Here is a 22,969-nt window from a genome sequence, read left to right as displayed (position 1 = left end):
AGCTGCCTTTAACTACGGTAATATCAGCTCGCCTTGGGCATTAAAACGGAATCGATTTTGATCCCAGCCTTGTCCAAAAAGTCTGAGCACTGAGCTGTAATAACTATCCGCAGTCAACTCCACTGCTTCAATACGTTGTCTTTGTATTGCGAGCTCAGGCGGATTATTTGCAAATAAGGGTAACAGAGCAGCAGTGAAACCTATAGGTCCTTTGCCTTGGGTTTTACCACTGACAATATCAATTTTTTCTGGAGGATACCCCAATTGTTGTGTCAAATTAATAATAGGTAAAAAATGTTTTGTTAATTCTGCTGCTTGCGGCGCATCCTGAGCTAACATTCCTACCCATAGATAGACCCGAATTGCATTATAACTGCCCACATTAGGGGACTGCAAATCAGGCTGCCAACCACTATTCTTTTTCCAAATAGCCCAATCCGGTGCAAACCCTTTAGGAGAAGTTTCTAATAACAAACGTCTGCTATTACGTCCAATAACACTCCATTTACTATTTAATTTGGCAAATCGAGCAAATAACTGCGGAGGTAAATAACTTGGATTAACTCGCCAAGTTTTTTTAAAATTAAATCCAAATTGGCCTGGAAGTACCATGAGTCCAAATCCTGGAATTTGAGCTACTTCCTCTTTGAGAATACGTTTGAGAAGTTTTTTACCTAAGGCATCATAGCGCTTATTTTTCCACAAACGTCCCGCTTCAAGTAAATCATAAGCAATCCATAAGTCCGAATCAGCCGCCGAATTAGTGTCTAAAACGGTCCATTTCTTATTGGAATTTTGTCCCCATTCCCATGCAGGTAGCCGTTGTGTTAAATCACCCGCAGCAAGATTGATTTCAGTCCAATGTAATAATTTGTCAAACATAGGTTGATCATCGGCAACCAAAGCAAAAAATAATCCATAACTCTGCCCTTCGGATGTTGTTTTTCTTTCTGGAAGTTGTGGATCAATGACTCGACCATCCACGCTGATGTAATACTGCTTAAATTTATCCCAAATCGGCCATTGCACATTTGCAATGACATTTGAAATAGACATCGTAGATAGGAGCCATAACAATAAAAATTTTTTAATTTTTGATTTAAAAATCACGTTTTATCCTGTTGACTACCATTTAAACGACGACGATTAATGACTGCTAAACCATTCCAAATCAAAAAAGTCACTAATATCGCAGCCAAAAGAGACAACAGCGCCAAATTGATAGGATGTTTTTGCAATGAAAACCAAAAACGCTCCACCCATGGTATATAACCGAGATGATAGGTCTTGCCTACTCTGAAACTATCAATTCCAGAATGACGAATTACGGCGAGCGAACCAAAGACTTTATCAACATTTTTATTGTTAGATAGAGCATTATTGAGTAATTCAAAGCCCTGCTGATTTTCTGCCAATAGAACAATAATACTGCGCTTATTGTTAAAGGGGGATTGAATGCCGAGAATTGCTGCCAAAGAACCCATGGCACTAATCGTAGTTTTACTCTCAGCTATGCTGAAAGCAGTCTCGCGATGTATCTCAGGCATCGCATTGTTATTTAGCGGTTTTTTAATCCAATCCTGTGTTTGATTGATCAACAAATTGAGATCTCTATTATTTTTAAGCTCTTTGGGTATCGACCCGATAATTAAAACATCTGCATCTTTATTTTGAACCTGAGACCAATCATCTGTCAAAGTCATCGAGAGAACAGGATAACCTGTTGCTGCACCAATATTGCCCATAACATTCATTAAGGTGCTTAGCGCTTCAGGCTGTGATTGCGGATCAATGTACACTATGGTCTGCGAGAGATCAGCCAGGATACTGAAAGGATAGCCTGAACTCATAAAAGCATTTAAATTAGGCATGGTGATGAAATGAGAATAATTAGATAAATTCAAAGTGGAAGAACGATCAATAAGCGCTGAATTGTTAATAACCTGATAGGTAATGCATTGCTCATTTTGCATTCCTCCAGCAATTTGAGTCCCATATGCAAAATCAAAAGTGAATTGGTTGTGTGCTCCTAAATGGGCTGGAATATAGAGTGTTTGACTTGTTTCAGCCATATTATCAGCAAAAGGATGCTCCTGATGCGACTCCAACTGATAACTTTTTACAAAAGAACCATTCAAGCTAATATTCAATTGTGACATGCTGGCAGCTGGGGGAATTGAGTACCGGTACTTTAAACGTAAATTAATGCCTCTGCCTTGATTAACAAACAAATCAGGAGGCACATTAAATCGAAGTGAAACGGGATAAGGGCTAAATCCTTTTGTTTGCAATTGTCCTTCAAATTCCTCTAATTTTGCAAAACTTACTGGTTTATTCGTAGGAATCCAGTTGGGCGCGTCATAAGGCTGGCGATGCTCAAGCATTTTTACGTTATCAACCGTAACGCGCGGTCCTCTAAAAAGCACGTTACCTTGTACTATGCCCTCTATGGCAGCCAATAAATCGCGTTCATCGCGCCCAGAAATCAACAGCAATTTGATATAAGGATTATTGGGATGACTTATCATTTCGACAGTAGGGGCATTTACAGTCTTATAGTCTTTCAAGAAATCAGGTTTTTGTTGGTTTGTGAATAATACTACAGCATTCCTTGTAGGGAGTTGATTCACTAAGACAGGAAAAGACGCTCCACGCCATAATGCCTTACTGCCGAACCATGAAGTTAAAATTGCTGCGGCTCGTTGTTGCATCAAGCTGGGTTGGTTAGTAAACACGATAGGAAGATTTAATGGATTACTATCTAATGGATCAAAGAAAGGTTCTGGAAAATGGGATAGATCATTTTTCACGAGTAATGTTTGAAAGGTCAATTCAAGAGAGCTGAGTTTATCAATATCTAACCATATTGAGCTGTGTGCTGGATTCTCACAAATTGATTTGTAGTGGCCAATCAACTCCAGTCTCAGGCGATTGAAATCACTGATATAACGGGGATCTATAGGGATATCGACAGAATTTAATTTACCCAGTTGTTCGTCACTAATTGTAATAACATTGGCCAATTCATCATTTAAATATATTTTGAGTTGCGATAATAAAGGAGTAAGCGCCGGCGAAGGAATAAACTGCAGATGTAATACCGCTTGAGATATCAGCTCATCTTTACGCACCGTGAACTCAATATTTTTTCCAGTAGTAAAATTGCCTAGAGTAAAATTACCTTGCTGCTGATTTAAATTGTTAAAATATAAATGGACTGTACGTGTTGGCGTATTGGCGGTAGTTGATAATATGGGCTGCGCTGCTTGCATGGAATTTGCTGATGCCGCAGAGGCAGCTTGCGTAGGAATACTAGCCCCCGCGATGCTCAGTAAAGCAATCCAGATTATTTTTTTTATCATTATCTCATCCATTAGTTTTTGTATTTTATTCCAATAACCCATGCTTAAGGATAGTTCTTTAATTTAGGCCTGTGGGGGAGGAATGTTCCCATCCAAATAATTGCATTAGTAAAGTTTATGAGCATCTTACGAACTCTAGCTGGTGTATATTCTATGATATCGTAATAACTACGCAAGTCCAGAACAAATACATCACGCATACTTTTCAACGGCTTATCCTGACCAAACTCTTCCTGCCATAATGTCCAAACATCTGCGCGAGCAAATGTACACTGGATGAAATCGATATTTTGTCTCAGGGAGAACTCATGTAATTGAATTCCTGCATTATGATGAAAGGTATAAGCAATAGTTCCTGGGAAAGCAAATTCATCATCACCACGTCTGAGTAACAGGGTTATCTCATCACCAGTTTGAAACAAACCTTCAGTTTGCATATGTATTCCGACCCCTTTATCAGAATAATTGCGCAGAGTACATTGATACACATGACCATCAGCTCGCATAATTGCTGCTGGCATAACAAATGTTACTCGAGGTGCTCTCCGTCTTTGCCTGGCTTCAATACTGACACCCAATGCTCCCCCCAGAATAGCAATGTTATATACAGACCAGATGGAAGTAATAAGCACCGCAAGAATTGTTGCGGCAGGATCAACTGACACACGAAAGGCGGCCGCGATTAAACCTACAATATTAACACATAACAAGACGATATAGGGCCGTGCTGTCATCCAATCGACATGCTCTTCTACATTGATATCCCCTTTGGGCGTCACGTTAAACTTTCCTTTACGTGGGTTAATTAGAGCCACGGTGGTAGGGACAGCGATGTACCAGGCCATTACCGTTTCATAAATTTCATTCCATAAAAAATGACGGAATCGTCCTTGAATGCGATCATTTGTTAAAACTGCATGGACGATATGAGGTATGGCATAAAGCAAAATCATCACCCCAGATGCATAGACTACGTAAGCATTCAAAACCAAAAATGCCGCAGGGGTAATGAAGAAAATTAAACGGGGAACCCCAGAAAGAAAATGCAACATCGCATTAAAATAACAAAGACGCTGTCCTAGCGATAATCCTTTACCTAATAAAGGATTGTCCATACGTAAAATTTGTACCATGCCACGTGCCCAACGGATACGTTGGGCAACATGGTTTGCAAGGCTTTCTGTTGCCAAGCCGGCTGCCAAAGGGATACGAATATAAGCTGAGTTATAGCCAAGACGTTGAAGTCGCAATGAGGTATGAGCATCTTCAGTAACGCTTTCTACTGCCAAACCACCAATTTTTTCTAAAGCAGAACGTCGCATGAGACCGCTTGAACCACAAAAATAAGTTGCATTCCAGGTATCGTTTCCATCCTGTACTACACCATAAAATAACGAACTTTCATTTGGGGTTTTTCGAAAGGATTTCAAATTACGTTCGAATGGATCAGGTGAGAAAAAATGATGCGGCGTTTGTAAAATAGCGAGATTAGGATCTTTTAAAAACCACCCGACAGTTAACTGCAAAAAAGGATGGGTAATGACATAATCACAATCAAAAATTGCCACTAAGTCGCCACTTGTACGTTTTAAAGCGTAATTAATGTTGCCTGCTTTTGCATGTTCGTGGGTAGGACGTGCTATATAGTGTACCCCTACTTCCTCAGCAAATGCTTTGAATGCAGGACGATTGCCATCATCCAAAATATAGATGTTCAACTTTTCCTTTGGCCAATCTAGGCCTAAAGCGGAATAAACTCCTGGTTTTAATATACTCAAATCTTCATTGTAAGTAGTGATCATGATATCGACACTAGGCCACAAAGAATGATCAGAAGGCAATGGCACAGGCTTACGATGTAATGGCCAAATACTTTGAAAATATCCTAATATCATAACCAGCCAAATATAGGTTTCTGCAAAGATAAGCAAGCTTCCGAATATTGTGCTAGGTACATCATCCCATACTAAAGTATAGGCATAACGCCACCATAGATAACGACAAGAAACAATTACAGAAAGAACAACCAACATAATGGTACATATATGTCCAGGCGCTTTACGAATGCTCATCGCCATCACCCAGAGCAGGACGACAAAGATAAATTGAGCAATGGGTTTAAAAGGCTGGGTAATACAAATCAACAACACTATGGCTGAAAAAATACTCAGTATGATAAACAAAATACGCCGTCCAATTCTGCTGGTGCGTGCAAAATTCATAGCCGTTTTTTTCGCTACTCGGTTGCTTTCTATCTTAGAGGGTAGCTTTTCTATCCAGGAATAATAATAATTAAGGCCACGCTGTAAAAAATGGGTCTTTATTTTGCGTTCTGAATAGAAAAAAATAAGCCATAAACCTTGAATTAAATAACGAACGATATCTCCGGGGCGTGGATGTTTTCTTGAAATATGAGGAAACCATAAATGATGGTTATTACGTACCCATTGCCAACTGGGAGACTCTAACCTTAAAAAAGTCCAACTGGTTATTTGAAATAAAATAATACTTATCGTAGTGAACAGCGAGGTATCATGCTGATGAAAATGATAATAAGTTTTCTCAATTTTTTTATATCCATCATGTGATAAGAGCAAATATAAGATTTTACTCATTATGCATCCCTAGAGTGATTGCTCATACACCAATTGGCCAATTCACTGATATCATTGGCAATAAGACTATGAGCATGAAATTCGCCAATTGGCTTTTTGGCAGCAAGTGACTCTGCGATTGCTTCATCACTATGCAGTATTATTGGTAAAAAATTGGGTAATACCCGCTGCCACAATTGAAACAAGTCTTTTTGTAATGGCTTAGCAGGTGAATAATGATTAATTAAAAAATAACAATGCTTGGGAATTTTTTGCTGATGCAAACGAGTATGACAATTAATGTCTGGGGTTAACAACAACAATACAAAATCGGCGCTATCCAAGCCCTGCTGGGTCAATAATGTATCGTCAGATGGCAGATCAAGCAAAATCCAGCGGCACTCATTCTTAGCCAATACATTCTCTATATTTTTTTGCCAAAAAAATGGATTTTTCTGAAGTTTATTTTCCAATTCAGCACGGTCCGCTTGAGTTATTTTCCCAAAAGGCAAATAACTCAACTGATGGTTATAAGAGTGGGTACTTTCTTTCCAGTCATGGTTCTCCAGATAGGAACGCACCCACCCCTCTTTGTGTTCAAATGGCATATTAAAATGCAAGCGCAACAAATTGTCTGTTGTAAAATCAATTACGAGTACCGATTCATTCAACTGTTGTAAAGCCCAAGCCAACCCAGCAGCAATCGAAGTCACACCTACTCCACCGCGGAGTCCTTGTAGTGCAATTACTGGCATGCTTTTGTCCTATGTTATCTTTTTGAGCTTGTGTCACTAAATTCTTTTAATATATACCACCGTTCAATTATTTCGGTAATAATTTGTTGTTTTGAAATATCTACATAACCTAACCGAGGTAAAGAATATATTCGACTCAGTACGAGCAAATCATCCTGAAGCCTAAGAGATCTCAGTCCATGAAGATCTGATATCTGATTCTTCATGTTATACCTTCTACAAACTGTGTATAAATTGGATTCACCCATTTAAAACATAGCTTGCTTTAGCAAAAAAATCAATTTTATCTCTAGGGTAACGTTCTGATTCATCAGCTGATTTTTTTTTATCAATAATGCCTCGGAATTCAGCTTGAAATGGAAAAATACCTGCTTTTCTTAACCATTTTTTGGTGAAGCGGCCAATGCGGCCTGCCTTTTGTCAATAAGTTCCTGCGCAGCAACAATAATTGGATTTTCTTGGATGTTTTCATCGGGATGATTTAGCTGGCGAAACTCTGTATATTTCTTTAATTCTTGTTCTCGCATATAAAGCTCAAATTCTTTGTAAAACGCTTTTCCACCCTCCTCCCCAAGAATCTCAATAAATTGTTCATATAAACCTGTTTTGGGGTTGCTGTAAAAACAAATATCTAAAAATTTCTTTTGGTAAATATTCGAAAACTGATAGGGTTCGCCCACAAACTCGGGTATTTGTTTAAATAAGATATCGCCCCCCTTTGCCTGAGGTTCATTTTTTGCTTGAGCCAAAAGCTCAATCACCCCCTGACGTTTTTCCACTGGGACAATGATGGATCGAATCGCCGCAAATTTTTTGTTTTCACCATTTAAAAAAGGAGCCCCACCTACCCGCGCACCACGTTCAGCAAGGGATAACTTCATACTTCCATCCGCCATATTTTTTAAAGTAGCAAGTACACTATGCCCGGTAAAACCAGTTGCCTGAAAGGCCATATCTTCACGATCCAAGCGACTTAATATATCAAATGCTGTGGAGTCCGATTGAAGTTTACTTAATGCAAACAATAGTTTTTCAAACCGCTCAGAATATTCTGGATGTTTCTCCTGGATAAAACTCTTTAAATACTCATGAAGAACCGCTACTCCTTCATCGAATAAACCGGAACCAAATTTGACCTCTGCATTAGGAAATTGAAGAACCTGGTTGAGTTTTTCTCCGCCAAAGATGAAATAAAGCCGGCGTCGAAGGGCATACTCGCTATAGTCAATCTGGTATGCTTCAAAAAAACGTGTTACGGATTCTTGAGGAAGTGCATTCAAGTATCCAATGGAAATCACGGTTTGACCTTTATTGTTTTTGGCCAAAACATCTGCCTTTGCCGCCATAAGCACCGTTATTGCTACTGAATTTTGACATTCAATAGCTGACAATAAGGCCGTATTACCTTGATCATTTCGTGCTTCAATCAACTGCATTTTTATCTTTGGCTGAGAGCTAACTAAACGCAGCATTTCCCCTAATCCATCATTTTGCTTAAGCCTAATTGCTGTATGTAGGGGGGATTCCCCTTGACTATTTTTTTCTAAAATCAAGGCTGGGTTGTGAGCGAGTAGGTATTCCATCGCATTTCCTAAATACCCTTTAGCCACTAACAAATGAAAAGCAGTATTTCCCTCTTCATCGCGGGCATCCAATGCGCAACCCTTTTGGTGGAAAAGCTCGACGAGTTTACCAAAGTTCACTTCAGCAGCTACTAATAAAGGAGTCTTCCCTTTCGCATTTTTATCTTCTGGTGAAAATAAACCTCGAGCAATGAGATGTTTCACAAGAGAAGTATTGCGGTATTTTATGGCCACAAAAAATAGGTTGTCTCCTTCACTGTCCTTATCATGTATCAAAGTAGGATCTTGATTTAGAAAATAATCAACGACTGATGCATGCCCCATACTTGCTGCCAACAGCATGGGGGTCATTTTATGTTCATTGGTCGCGGATAGAGAAGCGCCATGATCAACTGCCCATTGTACCGTTGCTAAATCCCCTCGTTTTACTGCATCAAACAAAGCCAGTTCCTGTTCCAGTGCCGTGCTATGAGTGACCAGCAAATCGCCTATATCGAATCGCTTTGCTTCCAATGCGAATTGGAACGCTGTTTTACCTTGCTTATTGTGACGATCGGCAGGAACATCTCGTGTCAAAAGATACTTCACGCAATCGGCATGTCCATTGCGAGCCGCCACCATTAAGGCATTCTCCCCCTTGTCATTAACAACCATGAGATCAACACGCTCTTTATCCAAAAATTTAAGTGTGTCTAATTGTCCCTGTTCAGCGGCAAGAAAAACTGCATTCTCCCCCTGCTTGTTTTTTTGATGCAGATTCCCACCTTTTGCAAGCAAGTATTCTATAGTTTTTGAATTCCCTCTCCCTGCGGCAATCATCAGAGGAGTATTGCCCTGATTATCGGTGACTTCGATTGCGAATTGTACAGGAAATAATCGAATTACATCCAATCGATCGTTGTATGCAGCAAAATGGACGCCGGACCAACCATTTTTAGTTTGATGACGAAGTAACAATTCAGGGACTCTGGTGATCCCCAAAAGAATTGTCAAGGCGGTCGCATCCAATGCGCTCGCAACCATTGTTATTTTATTAAGCCCTTCTCTACGAAAGCCAACTGGCGATACTTTCTTTAATTCTTCATAATTTTTTTCAACAACCAACCTAGTTGAGTTACTTAATTGAGGATTAGATTCTAACAAAGCCTTGGCTTTTGATGATGAATAGATATGCGAACATTCAAGAGGAGTGAACCCATTGTCATTAGGAGTACTCCAAATGGGGCTCTTCAGTTCCTCAGCCCTATTGATAAGTAGTTGTAGCATTTCAGGTTGATCGTAGATTGCAGCAAGATGTGCGAGCGTATTGCCCTCTTCATCAAACATGAGAAAATTCTCGTCTTCTAAATTGGATATTATTTTTTTAAATTGCCCCAGATTCCCCTGCTTTATCGCAGTTTTTAATTGTTCATCAATCATTGAACACATCCGAATCTATCTTTCTATAAAGAAAAGTATAGTTGGTATGAAAAGAATCTACATAAAATAGAAGTGATTAGACTGCAGGCTGTTTGTTACAGGATGAAAAAAACACCGTCTTTACCAAAGAAATGAAGCAAAGACGATATTTTATCAATTTTCATAAATCGCGCCCCTAGATTATCCATTTTGATAACGAACTAACTCACGTAAAAGCGCAGTAGCATATGAGCCTGCAGGCAAACTAAAAGCCAGTTCAGCGGTATTTTCCTTAATGAGACAAGTAAACTGTTCTACATGCAAGATATTTGCACGCCAATCTTCCTCCAAACCATACTGTGCTAACCCTGTTATCCATGGCTGCCAATCATGATATATTTCGTTAACTAAATGCAACGCCTCATCCTTTACTTTATGTTTGCTTTTCCCAGGTAAAGGACTTGCGGGTGAAATATCTTTATTTTTAATCCTTTGTAATAGTCCATTGTCTACATTATCAATAACAAAAATACTGTTGGATCCTTGAAGCTGCATCACATCGCCAGGCAAGGGTATATTCCAACATCGCTCCATAATACGACGCGATAAAATTAAATTATAAATCCATGAACGTGCGGCAGAGCAATACATTCCTCTTAGAAATCGATCCTTAACTTTATGGCCATGAACAAGCATTTCTTCTGCTTTGATTAAATTACCTGCATCTCGACCAAATCGTTGCTCGCCAAAATAATTAGGAACCCCATGTTCTTTAATGCGTTCGATACGCTCTAACAAGTCCTCTTGGTGGGAAATTTCGCGCAAGCGGACAAGAAAATGATTTCCCGTCAGAAAGCCTGGCCTTAATTTTTTATGATGACGAATGCACTCTAAAACACGCCAACCAGGTCCTGCAACTTGCGCAATTCCTGGAATTTCCTCACCAGGAGCATGGATACTCAACCATTGTGTGGTTAATGCTTGCCTGTCTTTTAATCCCGCATAGCCAATTGACTTGATTGGCTTTTTCAATAGTCTTGCTACTGATTTAACTACTTCTAGGGTTGTTAACCCTTTTTTCTCAATTTTAAGAAGAATATGTTCCCCTGTTCCAGTAAATGGGCTATCAAAAAATTCGTTTACCTGAAAATCTTCAGGGGTAAATTTAAAATAAGCCGTAGATTTTGGTAATCCATAAGCATATAACCAATCGAGAGAATACATTAATCAACCTTTTCTAAATCCATAAATACTTTTATCAAAAAATTGATAAAAAACTATATAATTCAAATAATTTTAAGTGCATACTTAAAAATAATTTGTAAAATCTATATTAATTGTTACTAAATGGATAGATTAACAATGAATGCAACCTTTCCACCAATACGCAAAGCAGTATTTCCCGTTGCCGGTCTAGGAACTCGATTTTTACCGGCTACAAAAACAGCTCCCAAAGAAATGCTCACTGTAGTTAATAAACCATTGATTCAATATGCGGTTGAAGAGGCTTATGCAGCAGGCATTCGGCAAATGATTTTCGTAACCTGCCATAACAAACGCGCTATTGAAGACCATTTTGATTTAGCCTATCAACTAGAGAATGAACTGCGCCTCCATGATAAAAATGAATTATTATCCATTGTACAATCAGTAACACCTCCTGACATGGAATGTTTTTATGTACGCCAGGCAAAACCCCTAGGATTAGGAAATGCGGTTTTATGTGTTGAAAAAATCGTTTGCAATGAAGCGTTTGCTGTCATTCTTGCGGATGATTTAATGTCGAGCACGACGCCGGTGATTCAACAATTAACGAACATGTATGAGCAATATGGTCATAGTATTGTTGCGGTAGAAAGTATCCCTCAGGAATTAACAGAATGTTATGGTATTATTCAAGGTGCAGAGTGGGATAAGAACCTTTTAAGTATTCATCATTTAGAGGAAAAACCTAAACCGCATCTTGCTGCATCAAATATTGCCATTGTAGGTCGTTATGTTCTTACCCCAGGTATTTTTGAAGAAATCAGAAAATTACCTCATGTGGAGCATAAAGAAATTCAATTGACTGATGCAATTAATGGTTTGCTAAAAAAAGAAACCGTATTGGCTCTACCCTATGATGGAAAACGCTACGACTGCGGCAGCGTTCTCGGTTTTCTTAAAGCAAATGTAGCTTTAGGAAGAGAGCATCCAACTGAGGGAGAAAAATTTTCCAAATGGCTTTTAGCATAGACAGGGCTTGTTTACTTTTCGTTAACTTGAACCCAAATGGCTTGATTTTCGAATACCGAAGCGTAGCAAACACCCCATTAGTGAGCATCGGAGAATAATCAAGACCGTCTGGCCAAGTTATTAGAAAGGGAAACTGTCCCCTAATTTTTGATTGAGAACTATATATATGGAACAGCTTACAAAAAAGAATACCTGGAAAAAACTCGAAAAACTCGCCAAAACATACGTTCGTCATACTCCAGAAATAAAAAATCATTTTATATCCAATGACGATATTACTCTGGATTACGGCGGGCAACATGTTAACTCCCAGATTATGGATTCACTTCTTGAGCTTGCCAATGAATGTAATCTGCATGAACACATTAATGCCATGATGAGTGGAAAATCCATTAACAACACAGAAAATAGGCCAGTCTTACATACAGCTCTTCGTGCCCCAGAAAATAAAGCCATATGGGTTAACGAACACAACGTTATTCCTGAGGTAGTTAACGTGCGTAACACGATGAAGGATATCTCCCAAAAAATTAGAAACGGAGAATGGCTAGGTTATTCCGGAAAACCTGTTACTGATATCGTTAATATAGGGATTGGTGGTTCCATGCTTGGCCCTTTCTTTTGTATTAATGCATTAAGTGATTACGTCACTGACAAATTAGGCTTTCATTTTATCTCCGATATTGACCCGAATGCATTTTCACGCGCTACTGCGAAACTCAATCCCGAGACTACCCTATTTATTATTTCCTCGAAATCGTTTACCACTCCAGAAACCTTATCTCATTTCCAAAAAGCTTTGTCGTGGATTAACCAGGATCAATATTTCAATCATCATTTTATTGCAATCACGTCACAGGTTAAAAAAGCACAAGAAATGGGTTTTGAAACAATTCTCCCCATCTGGGATTGGGTTGGAGGGCGTTACTCATTCTGCTCAGCGATTAATTTAATTTCCTGTATTGCCGTTGGTTTTGAGCATTTTTCAGAAATCCTCAACGGAGCATACAGTATGGATGTGCATTTTTGCACGGAACATTTTGAAAAAAACCTACCTGTTGTTATGGCACTATTAGGTATATGGAATATTAATTTTTTAAACATTAATAACTTACTGGTTATGACTTATTCCCAAGATTTACAACACTTTGTTCCTTATCTCCAGCAACTGGACATGGAAAGTAATGGAAAGTCCATAAACAAACAAGGCCGTAGAGTCGATTATGCAACAGGTCCCATTATCTGGGGTGGACTGGGTAATCACGCGCAACACAGTTACTATCAGTTGTTATGCCAAGGAACTCATAAAATTGCAGCTGATCTAATTTGTCTTCGTAGTTTTGATGATGATGTAATCAATAAAATATGTCGTGCCCACAAGGAAGTTTTAACAAAAGGTGGAAATCAAAGTGAGAATCCTCACAGTTATATTGCTGGAGAAATACCCGTAAATCTTCTCTGTTTGAACGATTGCACTCCAAGAACCCTGGGATCATTGATTGCTTTATATGAGCATAAAATTTTTGTTCAAGGCGTGATTTGGAATATTAATTCATTTGATCAGCCTGGGGTTGAGAGTTCTAAAGAAATCATTCGACAAAATAATTGGATTACCTAATGTCTAGAGGCAGATTCGGTTTATTATTGTTTAGCTTAATAGCTTTCAAAGCTGTTGCTGACGATTTTAACCCGAAACAGATGTTATTAGATCAAGTCATTTGGGGCGAAACCTATTATCGCGATGATTTTGTTAAGAATTCACTGGAGCGATTACAATTAATCGCTCCCAATGATCCCGAGGTGCTTGCAGCCCGAATTAGGCTTGCAATAAGACAAAAAAATTTGGTTTTAGCGCAAGAATTGCTTGATGAGTTAAAACAAAAAGCACCTAATTCAGAAGCTTACAAACAGGCTAGTATGAGTTTATTTCTGACTCAGCCTATGGCCAAACAAAAACTCCAGCAAGCAAGAATAATGGCTCTGTCCGGGCATCTGGATGCTGCAAAAGCTCAATACGATGCGCTGTTCCATGGTGATTTCCCTACCCTAGAATTAAGTTCTGAATATTGGCGGCTTGTTTCCTACATTCCTACAGAGCGTCAAAATGCATTCAACCATTTGCAAACACTCTATAATTTTTTAAATCTTCATAAAATTTATTCTAACAACAGCAGTCAAGATAATTGGACTTATGGACTCAAAGAAAGGCTTTCAGGGTTATGGGTAGCCAGTGGAGATGCCGCATTTCGAACGGGTAATATGGATTTGGCGCAAAAAAAATATCAGCAGGCCATCCTTCTGGATCACACAAATTATTATGCCTGGGTTGGAATTGGTGAGGTGGCATTTGCTCGTAAAAACTTTGTTGAGGCTGAAAAAGCATACAAACAAGCTTTGCTCGTGAGTCCTGGTAAAAGTAGCGCTGTTTATGGACTTTTAGGCGTCTATAAACATCAATCCTTGAAGAAAGCACTGGATTACCTCAATGGTTTACCTGAGGATTTGAAAATTAAATTTAATGATGCGCGACGCAGTTTAGAAAGTTCCATACTCCAAGAGCAAGCAGATCAATTTGTCAAAAAAAATCAATGGGATAGAGCAATCGAAAAGTACAGCCAGGCAGAAAACCTGGATCCCAATGATGTATGGTTAACTTATCACTTCGCATTAGCATTGAATCATGTAGGCAAATTTAAAGAAGCAAACGAGCTGTTTCAGAAGTTGCTCTCAAAACAAAAAAAAGACCCAACTGGAGCATATGCTTATGCGCTTTACCTATCAAGTATAGACAAGCTACAACAAGCACTGGACCAACTTCATAGCATTCCGAAAAAACAATGGAATGAAGGCATGCGTCAAATGGCACAACGTCTGACTACCGAATTGATTTTACAACATGCACAAAAATTGCGAGATGCTGGAGATAAACAAGCTGCAATCGCCTATTTAATGCATCAAACCCAAACTACACCCATCAAACTAACCTTAGCTGATTGGGCTTTTAATGATGGGGTATTTACCGCAGCCCTAAATTATTATCAAGACGTCAAAACCAATGAACCACTGAATACTGATGCTAACTTGGGAGTTATTGAATCGCTTATTGCTATGGGAAACAAGAAAAAAGCGCATCAATTGCTGGAAGAACAGCAAAAAATAAAATTAACCTACAATTATAATATGCAAAGAAGGTTAGCAAATGCGTGGAATGCTGTAGGCTATCCACAAAAAGCATTACCCATTTTTACTCAGCTGAAGCGAGACAATGTCAATGCGCCTCCCAGTCAAGATAGCGCCCTCATATTTCGTGATGCGGCACGTTTAGAGACCGAACTACGTATGCCTAAACTGGCACAAGAAGATTACAAAAAAGCAATGGTTGAAAGTGATATTACATCGGTTTGGCCTGCCAGCAATGATTATTATACTTTATTGACCCGCAATCAAGCAGGAGACGATTGGCTTAAACGCAGCATTAGGTCCGATGCAGGCCTGCTTTATCAACAACAAGAAACACGCATTACAATCGATCAAGATTACTGGCGGCTCACTGGTAACGCTGGAACCTCTGATTTACGCGCAGAAGATACCATAGCACAAGCAGATTGGGGCTACGCAAACGGACGCGCATTTTTTAGAACGGATACGGTTAGTTTGGGTGCAGGAAGTTTTTCTACAGTGAATGGGCTGTATTTTAGTGACTTTGGGACGTGTAATATTAACGGCTGCTCCACCGGCATAGCGCAAAAAACAAACGGAGTCAGCTTTGATGGAGGATGGCAAAATCGGGTTTGGGGATATGATGTGGGCGCCACCCCCATAGGATTCCCTGTGACTAATTTCATTGGTGGTATCAATTACAACGGTGAAATAAATCATATTGGCTGGACAATCACAGCGTCACAACGGCCGATGACTAACTCGTTACTTTCTTTTGCTGGTGCAAAAGATCCGAATACAGGAGTTGTATGGGGAGGAGTTGTCGCAACAGGCCTGACCTTATCACTAAGTTATGATCGGGGTGAAGCAAACGGTTTTTGGGCTAATATCATTGGCAGTGAATTAACTGGGAAAAATGTACCGTCAAATCAGCGCATTCTTCTTATCGACGGTTATTATTACAAGCTCATCAATGAAGACAATCGCCGTTTTATCGTTGGACTCAACAATATGGTTTGGCACTATGATAAAAACCTTTACGGTTTTAATCTTGGGCAAGCAGGATATTTTAGCCCAGATTTCTACTTGTCATTCACCATTCCAATTGATTACCGCAAAAGAACAGCAAACTGGTCTTATGAATTAGGTGGCACTGTAACATGGTCGTATGATACTACTAAAAATCTGTTGGCATACCCATTACCCAATCTAATTCCAAATTTTAACAGTTCACAAAACTCCATTCAAACTGGTGGTAATGGTACGGGCTATGGTTATTCTTTGCTTGCATTGATAGAACGTCGACTTGGTTCACATTTTGTAGTCGGGGGAATGGTAGATATTCAACGCTCAACAGACTATACTCCGAGCCATCTCTCTCTGTTCCTTCGTTACTCATTTGAAGGATGGATGGGGGATATGGACATGCCTATTATCCCCTTAATACCCTATTCTAATTTCAGATAAAGTAACTACATCTGAGGTCATTTTCCGAAATCGCGCTAAATTTCTGCCTGCAAAATTATAAGCATACGTCTACGTCAAAGAAAAACGATGATCATAGAAAATCACTCAGGATAAGGCACCCAATTGCTGTCACCTTTTAATAAAATATAAAATTTGCCTTGATATTTCATTACAGTAACCCCATCATTCGATGAAACAAAGGCTGTTTGGGGTAAATTTTTAGTTATTGCTTCTAAATTAACATGATCCTGATTAAAGAACTTTCCATCAGCCAAGCGAGCCATTAATTCTGAAACAGCTAAATAGCTACTCGGTTCATTTATTTGTACTGGGGCTGGCTTTGCTTTCAAACCGATAAATTTAATTCCAACAGGAATGTGCGTAATACTCGGGCTGGGGATATCACGTAAGCCTGGCATTTGTAATTTATCACCCACAAGGTTGGCTCCATGTTCGGGAATAAAGACAACCACTGCTTTGCGACCTGCTTTCTCTAATGCAGTAAAGAAGTTCATTGTTTGATCTAAAAGTTTTTGTGCACGCGGTGCATAAGGTGCAGGTGTATTATCGCCAATATAAGTATTGCCATCATGGAGAGAAATTTCATTGTAATAGGTAACACTGCGTTTTTGTTCTGACGTATCTCTTTGTTTAAGCCAGCGGTCGAGTAATTGCCCATCATCTGAAAGCAATTTTCCATCAAATGAAACCAGATCAGGAGTAATACCTGATCTTGCTAGCATTGATACATCGTCTAATCCACCATATTTTTTAATCTCTCCGATAAAATCACCAAATAATCCCTCGTGGTCAAGCATAAACTCCGGAGAAAATCCAAGTTTAGCCAGGTTATCCAAAATATAACAATAAGGAGGTACAGGCTTATAAAGATCACTATGGGGTGTTTGGCCGCAGCTGGCACGCAATAATCGAATCGCTGCAGGACCACTGTATGATGCGGCTGAATTGAACTGATTGAACAAAATATCAAATTTGCTCCATATGGGATGATTTCTTAAATGAGACGCATCGATATCTGCCCAGGCAAGAGAACAAATTTGAATAAACATAATATCAAAAGGCTGTGCGTCAGCAGAGAGAGCGCTGGGAAAAATAGTATGTAAACCTTTTTGCTGCTCATAAAATTGATTCAGATAAGCATTGAGATTCTCATTGGTTGGCGGCAAGTTACTGTTCAGCTCCATTTCACTTGAATTAGTCTCCACCTTAGTTTGTTGATTATTAGCAACCATTTTGTTTTGTACGGGTAGAAGATTAATCGATGGGCCCATTAACGTGATGATGTTTAACCAAGTGAGAGCAATCACTGTAAATGTGGTTATTCGAATCCATTGCGAAAGAAACAGATATGCCACTAATAATACAAAAGCGATACCTATGAGCTCCCAATTAATAAAGCGATTGACTAACTCAAGAAGATAGCCAGAGTTAAAAGCAAAAAGATTAGTGCCTTGGCTCGTAATGGTACTTATTCCAGGCAGCCAGGTATCATGATAAAACACCACAAAACCTATAGGAATGGCGATCCAGTTACGACAACGATGAAGAAAATTTGAGGGCAAAGGAAAAAGTAAAAAAGCTAAAAAAACTAAATTAATAAAAGGATGAAAGTTTAAATATCCAGCCCACAAAAGAGCAAATTTCACCAAAAAATAATAGTTCCAGCCATCAATATCTCGCCACACGACATAAGTTTTTTGTTGTATTTGAACTGTGTCTGTCATTATTATTTCTTGTCCGCAATAATCAATATGGTTTCATAATCGTGTGCATCAATACCCTACCAATACCGAAAGAAGAATTGATTTTTCAATTTTCAGTGTAACAGGATACATAATATATTCAATGTATTATATTCATTTTTCAGAACCGATTTCTTCTCGTTTCTTGACATCAGCCTATGCATCTTGGTATTTTGTAGAAAATTCAAATTATAAGACAATATGTTTAAAAATAAATCCATTGCTATCATTGGGGCAGGTCATTTGGGTAGTGCTTTGGCACGGGGGCTCATTAAAAGTGGTCATCCAGCACGCTCGATAACATTCAGTAATCGTGATCCCAGCAAAGCCGAACGTTTGGTTAAAGAATTAGGTGTTCTATCGGCAAAAACCAATACCCAAGCGATTGTGAATGCAGAGATTCTTATTCTTGCTGTAAAACCTCAATTTATGCAGGATGTATGTAGGGAAATTGCTCCCAGCATCCAACAAAAACAACCTTTAATTATTTCTTTGGCGGGCGTAATCGACATCCAAAGCATGAAGAAATGGCTTAATAACAAAGATCTAGCGATTACTCGGGTCATGACCAATACTCCAATCGAGTTTTGTAAAGGAACCTGCGCATTGTTTGCATGTCCTTCCGTTACTCCTGAGCAACAGCGATTGGTTGAAACTCTTTTTAATGCAGTGGGACATACATTTTGGGTGAATCAAGAATCCATGATCGACTCACTTACAGCACCCGTTGGTTGTGCACCAGCCTATGTTTTTCTTTTCCTCGAGGCATTACAAGAGGCAGCAAAAAGTAGAGGAATTCCTGAGGCGCTTTCGGAACAAATTGCCTTAGAATCGGTACTAGGTGCCGCTGAGTTAGCCAAAAATTCTGGGCGTTCTTTTGCTGAATTACGCGCAGGTGTAACTACTCCGCATGGTGTGACGGCTCATTCTTTAGAAAAACTGTCGTTTACTGATTTTTTTGACCTCTTTAAGCAAATCTTTGCAGCCGCTGAAGAACGTATCGAACAAATAACCCAATCATTAAATACTGATGTATAAAATGAGCAGGTGTAATTTGGGTCTCCCGTACTGGTGAAACTCGGTTTATCTAAGCGTAGGCTTTCCTTGGCCCGACAACCTTTTAAGAGTTAACCTAAAAATGGTTTAATACTTTTCTGGTTCAGTTGATATCCGATCTAAAGTAGCTTCGGAGTAACTATTGTTGGGCCAAGGGCCCAACCTGCTTTTGAAAACATGAACAGTAACTCTCAAATCTAGCCAAGATTGGATACAGGGCGGACCCAAGGTTTTAATTTAGTTAACTTGGTTGGCAACTTGCTGATACTGCGCTGTGCTTCAACTCTGCTTTTATACTCCCCAATGGTGAGTATGTACCAAATGCCTTTTGCATTCGTAAAATGTCTTATTTTGACATCTTGGGCAAGTAGTTGATTGTTCTGCTGAAAACGTTCTATGTCTGCTTTATTGTGGCTGGCAGCAACTTGTATCGCATACAGATTCGTATTATTTTTCGAACTGGGAGCTTGAGATGGTTCTGCTTTATTTTGTTTTGCTGTTGGAATCTCAACTATTTTTGATTCGCGCGTGAGATCTGATTCAGGGCTCTCGCGTTTAAATTCAGATTCGGGAACTCGAGCTTCTTGTTCCGCTGGATTATTTATTTGCAATTTAGGAATCACAACCACCTTATCCACAATTGCCACTGTCTCACTGGGTGTTTCATCGCTTAATTCATCTAAATCTTGTTTTTTGGGTAACGAGGCATATACCAATTGTCGAGTTGAAGAATCCTGCCAAGAAGCAATTTGACTGACTAACACTTCAGGTTGTGCTTGCTGCTTCACGGCACTTGCACTGCTCATTTTCTGTAATGATGAAAGATCGTAGTTTTGAGCAAAGTAAAAACCCACAAACCCTGCAATTAAAGCGACGCTCACGGCGATACCTGCTTGTTTTACCCATTTCAGTGGTTCTTTTTTCTTGTGTGTCGCACATTTAAAGACAAATGCTTCGAGATTGCTGTTTATTTTTGCTACATTACCTTTGGTCAACTGATAAAATTGCTTAAACTGAGCATCTGTTAATGGTTTACTGATCAAATGTGCCGCCATAGCACGTTGTAAAACATAGGTTCTTGTTTCACTTTCATTCAATGAACCCAATTCTATAGTATGTACTAAATTTTCAAAAAACGAAGCGACTAAATTGTTCAGAGTTGCTACGATTGAATAATCCGATATAAGACAAAGATGGAAAAAACTAAAATTCTCCTGGTTCTTTATCGCTAACATTGCTTCTTTAATTAAAGTCTCTGGTAAATGTTGCGCATCATCAATTAAGAGCAGTACATGAGCTTTACGTTCATTAATTTGAGCTACTAATGCACTCATGTCTGTATGTTCATCATGATTAAGATGCAGCTGAGTTGCAATCTCGCGAATGATGCTTTCTCTATTGCAAGGTGCCTTAACCGTCATAGATACTGGTTTAATTTGTTGATCTAAATTACTTTGCAACAAAGTATTAAAAGAAGTTTTACCGCCCTCTTTCTCAGATAAAACGGTAATGAGCACATTGTTAAAAAGAACCAAATGATTAATGAAGTCAATCTTAGCGAGCCAAGCCCCCGGTTTAAACAATACTCTTGGTTGAATTACAGCCGCCACTTCAGACTGAATCATTCCCTCTTTCATTTTTATTCTCCTCTTACAGCTGCAACAAGTGCATTATACAAACAATCCTCAGTGATTCCAGACTCAAGATAACAATCACCAGGTTTTTTAAGTACCACAAACCTTAAGCAGTTATTTTTAATTTTTTTATCTGATTGCATCAATTCGATGAGTTTTTTCAAGTCGACTGAACTTGGAATTTTATGTGGTAACTGTGCTTGATGCAGAATTTGCTCTACTTGGTCCACCAATTGTTTATCAACTAAATGCATTTTATGCGACAAAACGGTGGCACAATATAAACCGATTGCCACCGCTTCACCATGCAGCCATTGTTTATACTGAGTATAAGTTTCCAATGCGTGTGCAAAAGTATGACCAAGGTTCAGTAAGGCTCGCTGTCCTGCTTCTCGTTCATCAACTTCAACGAACTGGGCTTTAATACGGCAACACTCAGCAATTAATTGAGGTAACTGGGGGCTCTCAGCCGTCAGCCCCTGCTGAAGGGTTTCACTTAAAAATTGGAAGAAATTACCCCCTGCAAGTAGCGCATATTTGATCATTTCGGCTAAGCCCGCACGAAACTCTCTTTCAGGAAGAGTGTTTAATGTAGCCAAATCAATAATCACTGCTTGAGGTTGATAAAAACTACCAATCATATTTTTACCTAAGGCATGATTAATTCCCGTTTTTCCACCAATAGAAGCATCAATCTGGGCCAGTAAGGTAGTGGGGATTTGAACAAATTTAACCCCGCGTTGGTAAGTTGATGCCGCAAATCCAGTGATATCACCAACTACCCCTCCACCTAAGGCGATGAGTGTCGTGTCTCTATGATGTTTGTGTTGGATTAAGGCATCGTAGATAGAAAATAAAGTGTGCTGATTTTTATATTGCTCTCCATCTTTTAAAATCAACACATCACACTGAATATCCGCAAAAGCAGCCTGCACCTGTTTTAAGTAGAAAGGAGCTATCGTTTGGTTAGTAACAATTAGAATCTGTGACGACTTAACTATGGTTCGCAGAAAATCTAGGTTTTGCAAACCATTGCGACAAATAATGATAGAATATTGATGTTCACTTAAAGAAACATCAACGTGCTCATAAACCTCAAAGTTCGCCATAAATATATTTTATTATATTATTTGCAACTGCTTTGACTGTTAATTTATCTGTTTCAAAACTAACATCAGCCAATTCATTATAGAATGGCTCGCGCTCGTCTCTCAATAATTCCAATCTTCCTTCAAGATCATTCGTCTGCAGCAAAGGACGTTTTGTATCGCGCTTTGTTCTTTCGAACTGTTGTTGTAATGAGGTTTTAAGATAAATTACGGTTCCACGCCCTGCTAATGCATTTCTGTTTTCAGGAGTGATGACAACTCCACCACCAGTTGCCAAGACAATGTTAGTCTTTTGAGTTAATTCTTCAATAACTTTCTGTTCACGCCGTCTGAATCCCTCTTCACCCTCAATATCAAATATCCAAGAAATATCCGCACCAGCACGTTCTTCAATCACTTCATCTGAATCAAAAAATTCTAACTTGAGCTCCTTTGCCAAAGCACGACCTATAGTGCTTTTACCTGCACCCATGGGTCCGATGAGAAAAATATTTCGTACTTTAACTATGCTCATTTTTTATTACATACCTCTTTAACTGAAATGTCATTAATTAAAGATCGAGTCCGAAATAACTTCCCATTTTAGCATGAAACTAAAATACGATCAGTGGCCAAAGTGGGGGATATTTGGGGCTCAATCCTAACTGTATTTTTCGCAGTTAGAAATTCCCGCTCATTATTCTACAACAAATGAGCATATTTTATAACTATTTACTCTGAATCATTTATATTATATCACTTCTTGATGTACTTTTATGGAGTAAGTACATCATAAAACTAATTTAAATTGGAAAAAACCTATAATCTGAACCCTTTTTACGTGGATATAAGCCTGCCCCTGAACTGAGCTGGAA

At 39.0% G+C, this 22,969-nt stretch carries 15 protein-coding genes; 4 read left to right on the top strand and 11 right to left on the bottom strand.

Going from position 1 to position 22,969, the window contains the following annotated elements; translation table 11 throughout:
* Positions 1 to 12 precede the first annotated feature (12 nt).
* From bcsZ to truD, 7 genes are all read right to left on the bottom strand, one after another.
* Positions 13 to 1,110 (bottom strand): cellulose synthase complex periplasmic endoglucanase BcsZ, encoded by a 1,098-nt coding sequence (bcsZ, locus tag OQJ13_RS13915; RefSeq protein ID WP_265711432.1) that lies wholly within the window; start codon positions 1,108 to 1,110, stop codon positions 13 to 15.
* Entirely contained in the window at positions 1,107 to 3,362 is a 2,256-nt protein-coding gene (bcsB, locus tag OQJ13_RS13910; RefSeq protein WP_265711431.1) for a cellulose biosynthesis cyclic di-GMP-binding regulatory protein BcsB, read from the bottom strand. The genes bcsZ and bcsB overlap by 4 nt, the downstream gene beginning before the upstream one ends.
* 44 nt (positions 3,363 to 3,406) lie before the next feature.
* Positions 3,407 to 5,977: a UDP-forming cellulose synthase catalytic subunit gene (gene bcsA, locus OQJ13_RS13905; protein ID WP_265711430.1), complete on the bottom strand. Its 2,571-nt coding sequence runs from the start codon at positions 5,975 to 5,977 to the stop codon at positions 3,407 to 3,409.
* Entirely contained in the window at positions 5,977 to 6,711 is a 735-nt protein-coding gene (bcsQ, locus tag OQJ13_RS13900; protein WP_265711429.1) for a cellulose biosynthesis protein BcsQ, read from the bottom strand. The genes bcsA and bcsQ overlap by 1 nt, the downstream gene beginning before the upstream one ends.
* A gap of 14 nt (positions 6,712 to 6,725) precedes the next feature.
* Positions 6,726 to 6,917: a cellulose biosynthesis protein BcsR gene (gene bcsR, locus OQJ13_RS13895; RefSeq protein WP_265711427.1), complete on the bottom strand. Its 192-nt coding sequence runs from the start codon at positions 6,915 to 6,917 to the stop codon at positions 6,726 to 6,728.
* Positions 6,918 to 7,088: 171 nt separating this feature from the next.
* Positions 7,089 to 9,713: an ankyrin repeat domain-containing protein gene (locus OQJ13_RS13890; RefSeq protein ID WP_265711426.1), complete on the bottom strand. Its 2,625-nt coding sequence runs from the start codon at positions 9,711 to 9,713 to the stop codon at positions 7,089 to 7,091.
* Positions 9,714 to 9,893: 180 nt separating this feature from the next.
* Entirely contained in the window at positions 9,894 to 10,916 is a 1,023-nt protein-coding gene (gene truD / locus OQJ13_RS13885; RefSeq protein WP_265711425.1) for a tRNA pseudouridine(13) synthase TruD, read from the bottom strand.
* Positions 10,917 to 11,054: 138 nt separating this feature from the next.
* Between truD and galU the strand changes: the two genes are divergently transcribed.
* From galU to bcsC, 3 genes are all read left to right on the top strand, one after another.
* Complete coding sequence (galU, locus tag OQJ13_RS13880; RefSeq protein WP_265711424.1) at positions 11,055 to 11,927, top strand: UTP--glucose-1-phosphate uridylyltransferase GalU; 873 nt, start codon at positions 11,055 to 11,057, stop codon at positions 11,925 to 11,927.
* A 166-nt stretch (positions 11,928 to 12,093) separates the two neighbouring features.
* On the top strand, positions 12,094 to 13,545 hold the full coding sequence (pgi, locus tag OQJ13_RS13875) for a glucose-6-phosphate isomerase (protein WP_265711423.1): 1,452 nt from the start codon (positions 12,094 to 12,096) through the stop codon (positions 13,543 to 13,545).
* Complete coding sequence (gene bcsC, locus OQJ13_RS13870) at positions 13,545 to 16,553, top strand: cellulose synthase complex outer membrane protein BcsC (protein WP_265711422.1); 3,009 nt, start codon at positions 13,545 to 13,547, stop codon at positions 16,551 to 16,553. The genes pgi and bcsC overlap by 1 nt, the downstream gene beginning before the upstream one ends.
* A 101-nt stretch (positions 16,554 to 16,654) precedes the next feature.
* Here the strand turns inward: bcsC and bcsG are convergent, their stop codons facing one another.
* A complete protein-coding gene (bcsG, locus tag OQJ13_RS13865) occupies positions 16,655 to 18,298 on the bottom strand; it encodes a cellulose biosynthesis protein BcsG (RefSeq protein WP_265711421.1) in 1,644 nt (547 codons plus the stop codon).
* A 219-nt stretch (positions 18,299 to 18,517) separates the two neighbouring features.
* Between bcsG and proC the strand changes: the two genes are divergently transcribed.
* Positions 18,518 to 19,354, top strand: coding sequence for a pyrroline-5-carboxylate reductase (proC, locus tag OQJ13_RS13860; protein WP_265711420.1), 837 nt, complete (start codon positions 18,518 to 18,520; stop codon positions 19,352 to 19,354).
* A 215-nt stretch (positions 19,355 to 19,569) separates the two neighbouring features.
* Here proC and OQJ13_RS13855 read toward each other — a convergent pair whose 3' ends face one another.
* From OQJ13_RS13855 to aroK, 3 genes are read right to left on the bottom strand one after another with little or no spacing between them, the layout of a single operon-like run.
* Entirely contained in the window at positions 19,570 to 21,009 is a 1,440-nt protein-coding gene (locus tag OQJ13_RS13855) for an SPOR domain-containing protein (RefSeq protein ID WP_265711419.1), read from the bottom strand.
* 2 nt (positions 21,010 to 21,011) lie between these two features.
* Positions 21,012 to 22,115 (bottom strand): 3-dehydroquinate synthase, encoded by a 1,104-nt coding sequence (aroB, locus tag OQJ13_RS13850; protein ID WP_265711418.1) that lies wholly within the window; start codon positions 22,113 to 22,115, stop codon positions 21,012 to 21,014.
* The gene (gene aroK, locus OQJ13_RS13845) at positions 22,102 to 22,629 is read right to left on the bottom strand and encodes a shikimate kinase AroK (protein WP_010653139.1); all 528 of its coding nucleotides are present in this window, start codon (positions 22,627 to 22,629) and stop codon (positions 22,102 to 22,104) included. The genes aroB and aroK overlap by 14 nt, the downstream gene beginning before the upstream one ends.
* Positions 22,630 to 22,969 lie beyond the last annotated feature (340 nt).

It is taken from the genome of Legionella sp. PATHC035 (assembly GCF_026191115.1).
In the GTDB taxonomy this organism is placed as follows: domain Bacteria; phylum Pseudomonadota; class Gammaproteobacteria; order Legionellales; family Legionellaceae; genus Legionella.
Note: the sequence above shows the minus strand (reverse complement) of the source record. Positions and strands in the feature narration are given on the sequence as shown.

Excerpts from the sequence above, each read along its gene's own strand:
- proC (WP_265711420.1), top strand. The coding sequence starts at position 18,518 with ATGTTTAAAAATAAATCCATTGCTATCATTGGGGCAGGTCATTTGGGT.
- bcsA (WP_265711430.1), bottom strand. The coding sequence starts at position 5,977 with ATGAGTAAAATCTTATATTTGCTCTTATCACATGATGGATATAAAAAA.
- galU (WP_265711424.1), top strand. The coding sequence starts at position 11,055 with ATGAATGCAACCTTTCCACCAATACGCAAAGCAGTATTTCCCGTTGCC.
- bcsQ (WP_265711429.1), bottom strand. The coding sequence starts at position 6,711 with ATGCCAGTAATTGCACTACAAGGACTCCGCGGTGGAGTAGGTGTGACT.
- aroK (WP_010653139.1), bottom strand. The coding sequence starts at position 22,629 with ATGAGCATAGTTAAAGTACGAAATATTTTTCTCATCGGACCCATGGGT.
- bcsG (WP_265711421.1), bottom strand. The coding sequence starts at position 18,298 with ATGACAGACACAGTTCAAATACAACAAAAAACTTATGTCGTGTGGCGA.
- truD (WP_265711425.1), bottom strand. The coding sequence starts at position 10,916 with ATGTATTCTCTCGATTGGTTATATGCTTATGGATTACCAAAATCTACG.
- bcsC (WP_265711422.1), top strand. The coding sequence starts at position 13,545 with ATGTCTAGAGGCAGATTCGGTTTATTATTGTTTAGCTTAATAGCTTTC.
- OQJ13_RS13855 (WP_265711419.1), bottom strand. The coding sequence starts at position 21,009 with ATGAAAGAGGGAATGATTCAGTCTGAAGTGGCGGCTGTAATTCAACCA.
- bcsR (WP_265711427.1), bottom strand. The coding sequence starts at position 6,917 with ATGAAGAATCAGATATCAGATCTTCATGGACTGAGATCTCTTAGGCTT.
- aroB (WP_265711418.1), bottom strand. The coding sequence starts at position 22,115 with ATGGCGAACTTTGAGGTTTATGAGCACGTTGATGTTTCTTTAAGTGAA.
- bcsB (WP_265711431.1), bottom strand. The coding sequence starts at position 3,362 with ATGATAAAAAAAATAATCTGGATTGCTTTACTGAGCATCGCGGGGGCT.
- OQJ13_RS13890 (WP_265711426.1), bottom strand. The coding sequence starts at position 9,713 with ATGATTGATGAACAATTAAAAACTGCGATAAAGCAGGGGAATCTGGGG.
- pgi (WP_265711423.1), top strand. The coding sequence starts at position 12,094 with ATGGAACAGCTTACAAAAAAGAATACCTGGAAAAAACTCGAAAAACTC.